The sequence below is a fragment of the Shewanella sp. 0m-6 genome, from assembly GCF_052977325.1.
This window is the reverse complement of record NZ_JBRIMD010000020.1, coordinates 74,300-86,283: the sequence shown is the minus strand read 5'-3', so window position 1 is coordinate 86,283 and position 11,984 is coordinate 74,300. Positions and strand designations below refer to the sequence as shown.

Below are 11,984 nucleotides of genomic sequence, written 5' to 3'. Positions count from 1 at the left end.
GCAAGTCCCGTTCTATCTAGCTTTTGCTAAGAGCGAATGGCCTGCTGTGCCGTGTCAGTGGATGCGCATTATAGGGATATCTCAGAGCAGCGCAAGGGCAATAATGAATAAAATCGAACTTTTATAATCGTTTGCTCATAAAACCCACTGACTAGCCACTTTTTAGGCTTTATAATGCTAAAAACACCATAATTAGGACTTTTAGATGCCAAACTCTAGAAACAATAACCCACTACGCTCCTATAAAGGTGTCGTACCTACACTTAAACAGGGTGTTTATATCGATGAGGCTGCTGTATTAGTCGGTGATATTACCCTTGATGAGGATGCCAGTGTTTGGCCTTTAGTTGCCGCACGTGGAGATGTAAACCATATCTATATAGGTAAACGTTCCAATATCCAAGATGGTACGGTTTTACACGTAACCCGAAAATCCCCCTCTTTACCTGCTGGCCACCCTCTGATCATTGGTGATGACGTCACTATTGGTCACAAGGCTATGTTACATGGTTGCCAAGTGGGTAATCGTATTTTGGTCGGTATGGGCGCAATCATTCTAGATGGTGCAATATTAGAAGATGATGTCATCCTAGGTGCGGGTTCTCTGGTACCGCCAGGTAAAGTATTGAAGAGTGGTTTTCTATATGTAGGCAGCCCAGCTAAACAGGCTCGTCCACTTACCGATGCTGAACTTGCCTTCCTGCCGCAATCTGCCGACAATTATGTCAGACTGAAGAATGAGTACTTGCAAGAAGGCGAGTAAGCAAAAAGTTCGCTTTCTATAGATAGCACTATAAAAGAACGGTTCTAGCTTGCTCATCGAATGCTTCCTGCTCGATGAGCGTTTCAACCTCTTCCTCTATATCAAATCGATACTGTTCAAATAGGGCTAGAGCCTTACTCTCGATATCTAATTCTTCGGCCAATATTTTTGTTGATGATAACGAAGCCAGTTTTGCTAAGCTTATCCGACACTCAATATTTACCCCTTGTACTTGAACTGGGAAAATAACGGTTTGGCTTAGTTGATCCCAATCTTGTAGATCTGGAAATAGAATACTTTGGTTCATCTTTATCTCGATTAATGCTCAGAAGTTTTTAGCCTATGAGTTCAGATCTAAGCTGAGTCAGAACAGGCTCGACACTTGGTGTTACGCTGCGCCAAATAGAAAAGCTTTCTGCCGCTTGTCCCACCAGCATACCTAAGCCATCGATTGTTTGACTTGCCCCCTGCGCTGTCGCCCACAGGTTAAAACTTGTTGGCTCTTTGCCATACATCATATCGTAGCAAACTGTGTGCGATACAATAGTATCAGGGCTAATAGCCGGTACTTCACCTGATAAGCTGGAAGAAGTGGAGTTAATAATAAGGTCATAGCTCTGCCCTGTATGGGATATAGGTAAAGCAGTCACATCACCATAGCGCGAAAAGATCTCCACTAACGCCTCAGCCTTTACTTGAGTGCGATTTACAATCGTTAACTTAGCAATGCCTGATTGCAGTAATGGCAATACACTGCCTCGCGCAGCACCACCAGCACCAATTAACAGGACATGCAATCCACACAAGTCTCCTAAGTTTCTCTTTAGGTCGGCGACTAAACCAAGACCATCGGTATTATCACCGCGAATTTTACCATCGGCCAATACCGTTAAGGTATTCACTGCTCCAGCTAATTGGGCTTGTTCGCTAAGTTCATCACACAGGGAAAATGCTTGCTCTTTAAAGGGCACGGTAACGTTTGCACCGTAACCATGATTAGCAGCAAACTCTTTGAAACTTGCTTCAAAAGCGTCGACGGGCGCTAAGATTGCCTCATAACTTAACGACTGAGCAGTCTCGGTGGCGAACATTGTATGAATTTGGGGCGACTTACTGTGCCCTATTGGGTTACCAAATACTGCATATCGTTCAGTCATGTTTTCTACTCTAGCCACGGAAAATAATAGTGTAACGCGGATCTTTGCTTAGGCAATCAATTCTATCCGAGTTATTTTCAGCTGAACTTTCAACGGTGATGCTATTAAATAGCTAGATAATTTTACTCATCGGCTTGCTACACTGTCGCGCAAACTTATAAGAGCCTGGTACAAGAAATAGATGAACTGGTTAAAGAAACTTGTTGGTAAAAACCAAGCGAGTCAGGATAGAGATCCAAATCAATCTAATGCTTATGATCGTATAGGTGGAGAAAAAGTGATTCGTGCTATTGCCCATCAGTTCTATTTACAGATGCAACACAATCAAGCGACTCAAGATCTATTGTCAATCCATAGAGCCCCTATCGCAGAATCTGAACAGAAGTTATTTGAATTTCTAAGCGGTTGGCTTGGTGGGCCTCAGCTATATCAACAGAAGCATGGGCACCCTGCGTTGCGTGCCAGGCATATGCCGTTTAAAGTCGATGAAACTATGCGAGATCAGTGGCTCGTCTGTATGAAGGCAGCGATAGAGAAAGAAGTGAAAGATCCGCAGCATCAACAAGCTATATATAGCGCTATTTCGACACTCGCGGACCATATGCGAAACCAATAAAACAACATTTATTGGTTTCACTTTACTCACTATAGGCTTAACCAATCTCTTGGTTTGAGGTAATCACTGTATAGTTGCGCCTCCGGGCTACCCATTTCCGGCGTGTAAGCATACTCCCAACGCACTAATGGCGGCATAGACATCAAAATTGATTCTGTGCGGCCGCCTGTCTGTAAGCCAAATAATGTGCCTCGATCATAAACCAAGTTAAATTCAACATAACGACCACGACGATAGAGCTGGAACTGACGCTCATGTTCACCAAATTCGGTATCTTTTCGGCGCTCAACAATGGGGGCATAAGCAGTTAAGAAGCCGTTACCGACAGCCTGCATAAAGGCAAAGCTGCTCTCAAAACCTTGCTTGTTGAGGTCATCAAAGAACAAACCACCAACACCACGGGTTTCATTACGATGCGGTAACCAAAAGTATTCGTCACACCATTTTTTATACTTAGGGTAAATATCTTCACCAAAAGGCTCGCACAATGACTTTGCACTGTGGTGCCACGCAACAACATCTTCTAAATACGGATAATAAGGTGTTAAGTCGAAACCACCACCGAACCACCAAACTGGATCCGCCCCCTCTTTATGGGCAATAAAAAAGCGTACATTGGCATGTGTCGTCGGAATATGCGGGTTGTTTGGATGGATAACTAAAGAAACGCCCATCGCCTCAAAACTTCGACCAGCAAGCTCTGGGCGGTGCGCCGTTGCAGAAGCAGGCATAGAGGCGCCCATAACATGGGAGAAGTTAACGCCAGCTTGTTCAAATACCGCACCACCAGTCAACACTCGACTTTGACCACCGCCACCCTCTTCACGCTGCCACGAGTCCTCGACAAATGTTGCCTCATTATCTAAGGCTTCAAGTCCATTACAAATTCGATTTTGAAGATCGAGTAAGAAAGCTTTTACTACTGTTGGATCTGGTGCGCTCATATCATTCCTTTTTAAAAGCTGATTAGCCTTTTCTTATAATTTTTCCACTCTTAGCATCGATAATCGTAGACGGTGATGCCTGGCTCCCTAAGTCACCAATCACTAAGCCTGCAATCATTCCCTCAAACTGCAGCTTTACACTCGATGCAGACAATGCAGGCTCTTGCCCTGTCAGATTTGCACTCGTTGATACTATTGGCTTATTAATCGCCGCACACAAAGCTTTGACATCTTCATGAGCGGTAACCCGTACGGCAATCGAATCAAAGCTACCACTTAGCAATTTAGACAGACCGGCCTTAATTGGCATAATAAAAGTAAATGGCCCGGGCCACTTACTGTGTACAAATGCTAATTGCTCTACCGAGAGTTGCGACTCATCAATATAAGGGAGTAGTTGCTGATATTCGCCTGCGACTAGAATTAACCCTTTTTGCCATGGCCGCTGCTTTATTTCTAATAAGCGTTCAATTGCGTCGTTATTATCTGGATCACAGCCTAGGCCATAGACAGCTTCTGTTGGGTAAGCAATCACGCCGCCTTGCTCAACAAGCTCTGCCGCGCCAGCAGGTAATACTTCTAACATTTGTTTCGATTCACCTTACATAAGAGCGATTTTAAGCCGCTATGATTACTTAAATGCGACATTAGTTAAAGTTAATATGATTATTTAAACAGGACGCTTATATTTACAGGCTTTTTCAGGACACTCTAGGCGCATACCTGCAGCCCCTTTGCGTTCAACCAAAATACCACAACCACAGTCTGGGCACGTTTCAGCAACTGGAGGATAATTGACTAAAAACTTGCATTTTGGATAAGCACTACAAGCATAAAATGATTTACCAAAGCGACTAGTTCGGTGTTCGACATGCCCGATCTTACACTTGGGACAGGCGATCTCATCCGCAGCATCCGCCTTATCATGTTTTTCGATATGACTGCAGGCTGGATAGTTAGTACAACCGATAAAAATACCAAAACGGCCTGACTTCACCGCCAGTTCACTGCCGCAGTCAGGACAAACCGATCCTTGGATCACTTGTGTTTCAATTGATTCATGCTGTACCAAAGGCCGGGTGTAGTCGCAGCTTGGGTAGTTATTACAGCCAATAAAACCACCGTGCTTACTGTGCTTTACCGACAACTCACAGCCACACTTAGGGCACAGCTCATACTCTTTCTCAAGGGCATGCTCATGCGTAGTAAACAGTTGCTGATCGATTTTAGCCATGGTTATCTCAATTCATCTATATGCCGCTATTCTACCAAGGAATCGATTAAGTTTTATATTCCAGTGTTAGAATTTCGTAAAAAGCAATGATATATTGTATTCAATAAAACAAAGGGATAAATTTAAAGGGAAAAAAATGAATACACCCTCAAAGTTCGCTACGACTATTATAGCAAGCCTGCTCGCATCGCTCTCAGGCTGCGCGAGTGTTGAACAGCCAAACATTAATCCACAAATAATCAGCCAGATAAACACCACATCTGAAGCAGATTTGTTTGATGCTCAAAGCCCACTATTAACAACCGACGCTTTTACTCAAACCAGCCTTGCGCTCGCTAGCAACCAAGACATAGAGGCCATAGATAAGCTGCTTTACTACTTTCGCGCCTTTAGTTACTACGGGCCAGTTGATGACTTAAGTGATGCAGATATTTCTGCTTTAGCTGAAGCACTAGAAGAGTTAGCTGATTCAGGCCTTCTCAACAATCAAGCGCGCTTACAAGAGCAATATGCCGTTACCCTCTACCGCTATTTTGCCAACAACGATGCAGCTCAAGCCTTAGTTCCGTTACTGCCTCAGCTAGAAACCCAGCTACAGCAATTGGCGAGTACAACGCCCAACAGCACTAATGACTATGCATTACTAGAAACCTTAAAAGCTTATGGCTTCTTACTGAATCAAGGCCGTAAAGAGGTCGACGGTGAGCTAAACAAAGTATTGTTAGCGGCTGACTTAAATACAGCCCTTATTGATTTTGCAGCAAGCGCAGAAAGCATTCGCGCCAACAACGACTGGCCACGTACAAATGCCTACTGGGCACTCGCCCTATATCGTTTAGCGCTGCCATCATCAGAAGATGGTGAACAAACACAACAAGAGTTGGCCCTCGATGCTGCCGTCGCTGCTATTGCTAAAGCCGATGTTGCACTTCGTGGTGATGCTGCTAAAGATGCATACACCGCAGGCTTTCACGTAAATGTGTTTGGTGGCCAAGAGCTATGCAAGGAAAACAGCGATATATGTCGTATTCCAGAGCTTAAGGCGGCGCTGCCGATTGAACACCACTGTTCTGATAGCCTGTTTATATTGACCCAAGATTTAAACGAGCAAGAGCTTGCTGAAAGCTGTAATAAGTTAACCTCACAAGAGTCTAACTTTCATGGTTTACTAAGCACAGAGTTAAAGCCAACCCCCAATGACTTTAACAGTGCGCTGAGGGTTGTTGCATTTAAAAACTGGAGCCAATACCACTTATATGGCCAGCTGATCTTTGATATCCAAACCGATAACGGCGGTATGTATATAGAAGGCACCCCTTCAAAGCCTGGCAACCAAGCAACCTTCTTTGCGTTTCGCCAGTGGTGGATTGAACCCGAGTTCAAAGTTTGGAATTTGAATCATGAATATGTGCACTACCTTGATGGCCACTTTGTGAAATATGCAGGCTTTGGGCACTTCCCAGAGAAAATGGTCTGGTGGTCAGAAGGTTTAGCTGAATACATCTCTAAGGGCGATACCAACCCTTCAGCTCTGCGTGTGATTAAGCGAGATCGAGATGAAGCACCAACATTAGAGGAGATTTTTGCTACCGAATATAAGGACGGTCAGGACAGAACTTACAAATGGAGTTACATGGCTATTCGCTTCCTTGCAGAGCACCACCATGCTGACTTTGTACAACTTAGCCAGTATTTAAAAACAGATTATTTCGAAGGCTATGAGCAGTTAATGGCCTCTTTGACTCAGCATCAAGATCAGTTTGCAACTTGGTTAGATACTCAGGTTGCTGAATTTGATGATAACGAAGAGAAGAGTAAACCACGCCTGCATAAGCAGTATCGCTACGATTACCGTGACTATTTGCAGCCACAGCACTTAGCCCATGGCGAAAACCACCTGAAGTTTTAAGTTATTCCCTAACTTAATGCTCTTCAATACCAAGTACTCGACTCCTATATTCAGGAGTCGAGCTTTTAATTATTTAACCAAAACTCCGAAGTTTTTTCCTTCCAAATACGCCATAAAGGAATACCAAGGCCAACAACTTGACAATATTGCAACACTTGCGCAACAATAATTTCACTTCAATGAAGAAGTGTTTAAATTATTAGGGAAATAAAATGAGATTTAGAATACTTTGCGCGTTAGCTTTTTCTTCATTAATATCTTCATCAGCCCAGGCTGGTAGTTATTATGATGATTGGGATGTTGAAAGAGTACCCGACCAAATAAAAGTAACAAAACTATTTTTTGGTCAAACACATTGCGAAGCTTATATCCAACGGTATTATGGTTTACCTTCAGAAAGGAAAGATTTCTCCCAGAATGTTAGTAAGAGTCTGGCTACAACCGATATAAGACCCACTTTTACAGTTATGGCGCCTTATACCGATCAATATGGTACCCAGCTATATAGACAATATAGCTGCAAATCAGTGGGCGATTTACCATACTCATATAATAAGGAAGAGGTTCTTTCTTGGAAAAATAAATACACCCCAAGGCAGCCATTCCCTACTTTTGTTGGGTATGAATATGGTTCATGCAACCAAAGTACAAGGAGAGGCGCTATAGATATTGGGTTACCTGCTACAGGGGCGAATAACATGAAAGTATTTGTATCTAGTAGTAGCAACAATTTTCCAGATATAAAAATCTATGATGGGGTGCCGAAAGGGTTTATAGGTTACGATTACGCAACTAGCTCTGACAAGACAAAAAGGCTAAGAGTTAAGCTCGATGACGGTTCTAGTCATTACTTGACCGCTCACATTCCGGCCTGTAGCACTGGAAACGATCTAGCTCCACGCTAAAATAGAAAAGGTGGCGCAGAATGCGCCACCTTTTCTATTATGTAAGCACATGACTATGAGTGTAAGCGGCCGTCAGGCTGCTCAAAGATAAGATCTTCCATCTGCTCATAGGCTGATTCATTACCCGGCGCATTAAATAGCACCATCAAGATAACCCACTTTATATCATCAAGATTCAATGTCGGCTCGTCGATTTCCATCACACGGTCAATGACCATTTCGCGGATCTCTACACTGAGCACTTTAATCTGCTCCAAAAACAGTAAAAAGCCACGACTTTCGACGTCAATTTTTTCCATCTCAGCTTTGGTGTAAATACGGAATGATTGCTGATCATGATTACAAAGGTAAGGCGTACCTGCTTCTTGTATATCAGCTAAACGCTCTAACCAAGAAAGTGCCTTAATGATTTCACTTTGATGAAATCCGGCGCGAGTGAGTTCTTTTGTGAGTTCGTCTTCATCTACTAATAATTCGACTTCACTATGAACATAGTTTTCAAATAAATACATGAGGATATCAAACATGACTAGCTCCTCTTTAGTCTTATGTAACCACCAGGGACTGCAGTAATCCAACCTTGCAGCTCGAGTTCAAGCAATTGCTCCAATACTAGCTCTATGGTTTTTCCACTATGCTCGACCACATCATCTATCGCTGTAGTCTCATAGCCAACACTAGCTAACAGTGAGGAAAATGGCAAATCAGAGGCGCTTTCTCCCCCTATATGGTGGCGCGCCCTTAGTTCTTCAAGGTGAAACTGCGATAAAGCGGTAACTTCTTCTAAAATATCTGCCACAGACTCCACTAACTTAGCACCATCACGCAATAATTGATGGCCCCCTTCACTTTGACCGCTCAGCACACTCCCAGGAACTGCAAACACCTCTCGCCCTTGTTCGTTAGCGAGTCGCGCAGTGATTAATGAGCCACTTTTCAAGCTTGCCTCTATCACTAAGGTTCCTATAGTTAGACCGCTGATAATACGGTTTCGTTTCGGAAAGTTTCCGGAAAATGGCTTAACGTCGGGCCAAAACTCACTCAAAACACAGCCATCATTTTGAATGTCATGGTAAATGCCTCTGTGGCGTTTAGGATAAATAACATCCGCCCCCGTCCCCAATACCGCAACACTCGGCTTTCCAATATCAATAGCCGCTTGATGGGCTGCACCGTCAATACCTAAAGCCATTCCACTGGTTATTGCCAGGCTATGTAGGGCCAATTGAGTCGCCAACTCATAAGCCACTTTCTTTCCTCCTAACGTCGCATTTCGACTACCAACAACGGCGATACCAGGAAACAATAAAGTATCAAGGTTACCTTTTAAAAACAGCACAGTTGGAGGATCATTAATTTGTTTCAATAACGGGGGATAGTGAGGGTCATCTAGGCTTACAAGATGATGGTTATTTGCAGCTTGCTGCCAGGCTAACGCCTCATCAACTAACGCATAATTAGGGGATAAATTGGATTGTAGTAACGATTCAGGTAGCGGCAGCGCCTGTGGTTCATGCGCTAACCTTTGCCTTAACTCTGCTACATCCATGTAGTTTATTAATTGTTTAATCCGAGCGGGTCCTAGCCCAGATACAGCTGAAACAACTAGCCAGTCGACCAGTTTATCGTTAATGGTTTATCCTTTAAAAGCCGATGCCATCAATAAGATGGCATCAATACAATGAGTATAACTAACCTTAGCCTATTCGCTACTAATCAGCGAATCAGCGAATCAGCGAATCAGCGAATCAGCGAATCAGGAATCGTAAGCTTGTCAGCCACCCGCACAGGACGTTCATTAACTAAAATAATCCCCATACTGGTCTTATCGAAAACTTTAAACACCATCAACTTTCCACGATAAAGATCCGGCATTTTTACTGCATTATCTGACGATATATTCGCAATTATCTTCTCGTAGCGATTACGTTCGTGAGGCTGTACCGGGACGCCATCACCATTGATAACGACGACTGCGCCCTCTTTAAAGATAGAAAATACCTGTCCGGTTTCTAGACCGTCAATAGCGCCTTTGTCTAGGTAAACCACATCGAGTTTACCCATTTCACGAATATCTTTACCCGATGCCAATACTGTTGCAGGCTCTTTAATTTCAGCCGCCTTAGGCATGAAATAAGCAGACATCAGCGAGTCATCCTCAATCGGTAGTACGCGATAACCTGCCGCAGTTTCTTGCAAATTACTCAGTAACTCCACCTTAGAGATGGGGCCCGACTCAACCACTCGACCAGAAGCCGATAAAATCACTTCGAGTCCTAGATTTTCGCCGTCACTATTCTTGAGTGTTCGCCCATCAACATAAACGCCAAATTTATCGCCAACGGTTAACTCACCTTGCACATAGATAATGTCTGAAATCACATGAAATTTTGAAGGACTCTCACCGCCCATGACTTTGGGTTGCTGCTCGAACCAATCGGCATCAACTACACGGTTTTGTAATAGATAGGGCTGGATTAGCGAAAGGTCTATCGCTGGAATCGCACTATTTTTAGCTGAAATGCGGCCTTGGGGGCTTTTTCTGATATGAGGCTTAACCACCAAGCGCGGTTCACCATCGATAAACACCAGAGTCAGCTTGTCGCCAGGGTAGATAAGGTGAGGGTTCGCTACCTGAGGGTTTGCTCCCCACAGCTTAGGCCAACGCCAAGGGTCGTTTAGGAAAGATGCTGAAATATCCCAAAGCGTATCGCCTTTTTCAACCACATAAGAATCAGGATGACCCGACTTTAGCGTTAAGGTATCAGCGAAAACTGAAGTGCAACCAACTATAAGTGAAGCAAGTAATATTAACCGTTTCATCAGGGTATCCATGCTATTTGCTCTTTTATTAGAGTATATGTAGAGCTTTTGCTGTTATTGAATGCCGCTAACGACTAAAATTGAGCCATTAGCCAAAGTCAGTATAACTAACTGGCTCAATTTTGACAGACTTGTTAAGAGTTTAGATATGAGTTTATTAAAAGTTTTATGTTTTCCCGATGAAAGATTACGTACAGTAGCAAAGCCAATCACAGAGTTTAACGCTGCCCTTCAAACACAAATCGACGATATGTTCGAAACTATGTATGAAGAGAAGGGAATTGGCCTAGCTGCAACCCAGGTTGATTATCACCATCAACTTATCGTTATGGACCTTCAAGATGATGTTGAACGTCCTAAAGTGTTCATCAATTTAGAGATTACAGCCAAAAGCGGTGATTTCTGCAACGAAGAAGGCTGCTTGTCTGTTCCTGGCGTCTACGCCAAAGTCGATCGCGCAGAATTTGTAACAATCAAAGCCCTAGATCGCGATGGTAAAGAGTTCACGTTAGAAGCGGATGATTTGTTTGCTATCTGCTTACAACATGAATTAGATCATCTATCAGGTAAGCTGTTTGTTGACTACTTATCACCGCTTAAGCGTCAACGCATCAAACAAAAGCTCGAAAAAGCAGCTCGTCTCGAAGCTAAACAAGGATAAATTTTTGAAACCATTAAATGTCATTTTTGCAGGAACGCCAGACTTTGCTGCACGCCATCTTCAAGCGTTAATCGATTCAGAGCATAACGTTATTGCAGTGTACACCCAGCCAGACAGACCTGCTGGCCGCGGTAAAAAGCTTCAAGCAAGCCCAGTCAAAGCATTAGCGCTTGAAAATGACATCGCAGTTTTGCAGCCAAAATCTCTACGTGACGAAGATGCGCAAACAGAGCTTGCCGCCTTGAACGCTGACATTATGGTTGTTGTCGCTTACGGGTTAATTTTACCAAAAGTCGTGCTCGACACCCCTCGCCTTGGCTGCATCAATGTACATGGTTCAATTTTGCCACGCTGGCGTGGTGCTGCACCGATTCAACGAGCACTATGGGCAGGCGACAGTGAAACTGGCGTTACCATTATGCAGATGGATATTGGTTTAGATACCGGCGACATGCTGTTAAAAACTCAGCTGACAATTGAAGACACTGATACTTCTGCAACCCTATATGAAAAGCTAGCCGAACAAGGCCCAAGTGCACTTGTTGACGCATTAGCAGGGATAGCAGCAGGTACTCTGCCTGCTGAAAAGCAAGATGAAAGCTTAGCCAACTATGCTGAAAAGTTATCGAAAGAAGAAGCGCGCTTAGATTGGACTAAATCAGCTAACGCACTATGGCGCGAGATCCGCGCTTTTAATCCTTGGCCTGTTAGCCATTACCAACATGAAGGTAATACTATTAAGGTATGGCAGAGCCATGTGAGCGGTGAGACAAGCTCAAAGCTACCGGGTACGATTTTGTCAGCCGATAAAAATGGCATTAGTATCGCCACAGGTGAAGGTGTATTAACTATCACCCAGATGCAACTTCCAGGTAAAAAGCCATTAAGTGTTGCCGACATCCTAAACTCAAGAGCCGACTGGTTTACCCCAGGAACCGTTCTTACTAGCACCGATAATCAAGAGGCTTAATC

General features: G+C 43.7%; 14 protein-coding genes. 6 read left to right on the top strand and 8 right to left on the bottom strand.

The features are described 5' to 3' along the window. Positions 1 to 205: 205 nt before the first annotated feature. Positions 206 to 763, top strand: a complete 558-nt coding sequence (locus tag ACVBJC_RS15090) for a gamma carbonic anhydrase family protein (RefSeq protein ID WP_447161674.1) — start codon at positions 206 to 208, stop codon at positions 761 to 763. A gap of 28 nt (positions 764 to 791) precedes the next feature. Here ACVBJC_RS15090 and ACVBJC_RS15085 read toward each other — a convergent pair whose 3' ends face one another. Next, entirely contained in the window at positions 792 to 1,070 is a 279-nt protein-coding gene (locus ACVBJC_RS15085; protein WP_447161673.1) for a DUF1488 domain-containing protein, read from the bottom strand. Positions 1,071 to 1,098: 28 nt separating this feature from the next. After that, entirely contained in the window at positions 1,099 to 1,920 is an 822-nt protein-coding gene (gene aroE, locus ACVBJC_RS15080) for a shikimate dehydrogenase (RefSeq protein WP_447161672.1), read from the bottom strand. A gap of 181 nt (positions 1,921 to 2,101) precedes the next feature. On the opposite strand from aroE, the gene ACVBJC_RS15075 reads away from it, so the two are divergent. Continuing rightward, positions 2,102 to 2,536 (top strand): group II truncated hemoglobin, encoded by a 435-nt coding sequence (locus ACVBJC_RS15075; protein WP_447161671.1) that lies wholly within the window; start codon positions 2,102 to 2,104, stop codon positions 2,534 to 2,536. 29 nt (positions 2,537 to 2,565) lie between these two features. Here ACVBJC_RS15075 and hemF read toward each other — a convergent pair whose 3' ends face one another. The 3 genes from hemF to ACVBJC_RS15060 all read right to left on the bottom strand — a co-directional run bounded on the left by hemF (position 2,566) and on the right by ACVBJC_RS15060 (position 4,714). Then, the gene (gene hemF / locus ACVBJC_RS15070; protein ID WP_447161670.1) at positions 2,566 to 3,480 is read right to left on the bottom strand and encodes an oxygen-dependent coproporphyrinogen oxidase; all 915 of its coding nucleotides are present in this window, start codon (positions 3,478 to 3,480) and stop codon (positions 2,566 to 2,568) included. A 22-nt stretch (positions 3,481 to 3,502) separates the two neighbouring features. After that, on the bottom strand, positions 3,503 to 4,066 hold the full coding sequence (locus tag ACVBJC_RS15065) for an L-threonylcarbamoyladenylate synthase (RefSeq protein WP_447161669.1): 564 nt from the start codon (positions 4,064 to 4,066) through the stop codon (positions 3,503 to 3,505). Positions 4,067 to 4,150: 84 nt separating this feature from the next. Continuing rightward, a complete protein-coding gene (locus ACVBJC_RS15060) occupies positions 4,151 to 4,714 on the bottom strand; it encodes a DNA topoisomerase family protein (protein WP_447161668.1) in 564 nt (187 codons plus the stop codon). Between the two features lie 136 nt (positions 4,715 to 4,850). Here ACVBJC_RS15060 and ACVBJC_RS15055 point away from each other — a divergent pair, with 136 nt between their 5' ends. After that, on the top strand, positions 4,851 to 6,623 hold the full coding sequence (locus tag ACVBJC_RS15055) for a collagenase (protein WP_447161667.1): 1,773 nt from the start codon (positions 4,851 to 4,853) through the stop codon (positions 6,621 to 6,623). A 212-nt stretch (positions 6,624 to 6,835) separates the two neighbouring features. Continuing rightward, a complete protein-coding gene (locus ACVBJC_RS15050; protein ID WP_447161666.1) occupies positions 6,836 to 7,528 on the top strand; it encodes a hypothetical protein in 693 nt (230 codons plus the stop codon). Between the two features lie 53 nt (positions 7,529 to 7,581). On the opposite strand, the gene ACVBJC_RS15045 is transcribed toward ACVBJC_RS15050, so the two are convergent. From ACVBJC_RS15045 to ACVBJC_RS15035, 3 genes are all read right to left on the bottom strand, one after another. Beyond that, a complete protein-coding gene (locus tag ACVBJC_RS15045) occupies positions 7,582 to 8,055 on the bottom strand; it encodes a DUF494 family protein (RefSeq protein ID WP_447161665.1) in 474 nt (157 codons plus the stop codon). A gap of 2 nt (positions 8,056 to 8,057) precedes the next feature. Further along, positions 8,058 to 9,077 (bottom strand): DNA-processing protein DprA, encoded by a 1,020-nt coding sequence (gene dprA, locus ACVBJC_RS15040; RefSeq protein WP_447161664.1) that lies wholly within the window; start codon positions 9,075 to 9,077, stop codon positions 8,058 to 8,060. A 191-nt stretch (positions 9,078 to 9,268) separates the two neighbouring features. Then, positions 9,269 to 10,363, bottom strand: a complete 1,095-nt coding sequence (locus ACVBJC_RS15035; RefSeq protein WP_447161663.1) for a LysM peptidoglycan-binding domain-containing protein — start codon at positions 10,361 to 10,363, stop codon at positions 9,269 to 9,271. A gap of 136 nt (positions 10,364 to 10,499) precedes the next feature. Between ACVBJC_RS15035 and def the strand changes: the two genes are divergently transcribed. Continuing rightward, entirely contained in the window at positions 10,500 to 11,012 is a 513-nt protein-coding gene (gene def, locus ACVBJC_RS15030) for a peptide deformylase (RefSeq protein WP_447161662.1), read from the top strand. Between the two features lie 4 nt (positions 11,013 to 11,016). Then, complete coding sequence (gene fmt, locus ACVBJC_RS15025) at positions 11,017 to 11,982, top strand: methionyl-tRNA formyltransferase (RefSeq protein WP_447161661.1); 966 nt, start codon at positions 11,017 to 11,019, stop codon at positions 11,980 to 11,982. Positions 11,983 to 11,984: the final 2 nt, after the last annotated feature.

What these genes read in the sequence shown, in the direction of transcription:
- ACVBJC_RS15090 (WP_447161674.1), top strand. Translation starts at nt 206, where the DNA reads ATGCCAAACTCTAGAAACAATAACCCACTACGCTCCTATAAAGGTGTC.
- ACVBJC_RS15045 (WP_447161665.1), bottom strand. Translation starts at nt 8,055, where the DNA reads ATGTTTGATATCCTCATGTATTTATTTGAAAACTATGTTCATAGTGAA.
- aroE (WP_447161672.1), bottom strand. Translation starts at nt 1,920, where the DNA reads ATGACTGAACGATATGCAGTATTTGGTAACCCAATAGGGCACAGTAAG.
- ACVBJC_RS15050 (WP_447161666.1), top strand. Translation starts at nt 6,836, where the DNA reads ATGAGATTTAGAATACTTTGCGCGTTAGCTTTTTCTTCATTAATATCT.
- dprA (WP_447161664.1), bottom strand. Translation starts at nt 9,077, where the DNA reads ATGGATGTAGCAGAGTTAAGGCAAAGGTTAGCGCATGAACCACAGGCG.
- ACVBJC_RS15060 (WP_447161668.1), bottom strand. Translation starts at nt 4,714, where the DNA reads ATGGCTAAAATCGATCAGCAACTGTTTACTACGCATGAGCATGCCCTT.
- def (WP_447161662.1), top strand. Translation starts at nt 10,500, where the DNA reads ATGAGTTTATTAAAAGTTTTATGTTTTCCCGATGAAAGATTACGTACA.
- hemF (WP_447161670.1), bottom strand. Translation starts at nt 3,480, where the DNA reads ATGAGCGCACCAGATCCAACAGTAGTAAAAGCTTTCTTACTCGATCTT.
- ACVBJC_RS15085 (WP_447161673.1), bottom strand. Translation starts at nt 1,070, where the DNA reads ATGAACCAAAGTATTCTATTTCCAGATCTACAAGATTGGGATCAACTA.
- ACVBJC_RS15055 (WP_447161667.1), top strand. Translation starts at nt 4,851, where the DNA reads ATGAATACACCCTCAAAGTTCGCTACGACTATTATAGCAAGCCTGCTC.
- ACVBJC_RS15035 (WP_447161663.1), bottom strand. Translation starts at nt 10,363, where the DNA reads ATGGATACCCTGATGAAACGGTTAATATTACTTGCTTCACTTATAGTT.
- ACVBJC_RS15075 (WP_447161671.1), top strand. Translation starts at nt 2,102, where the DNA reads ATGAACTGGTTAAAGAAACTTGTTGGTAAAAACCAAGCGAGTCAGGAT.
- ACVBJC_RS15065 (WP_447161669.1), bottom strand. Translation starts at nt 4,066, where the DNA reads ATGTTAGAAGTATTACCTGCTGGCGCGGCAGAGCTTGTTGAGCAAGGC.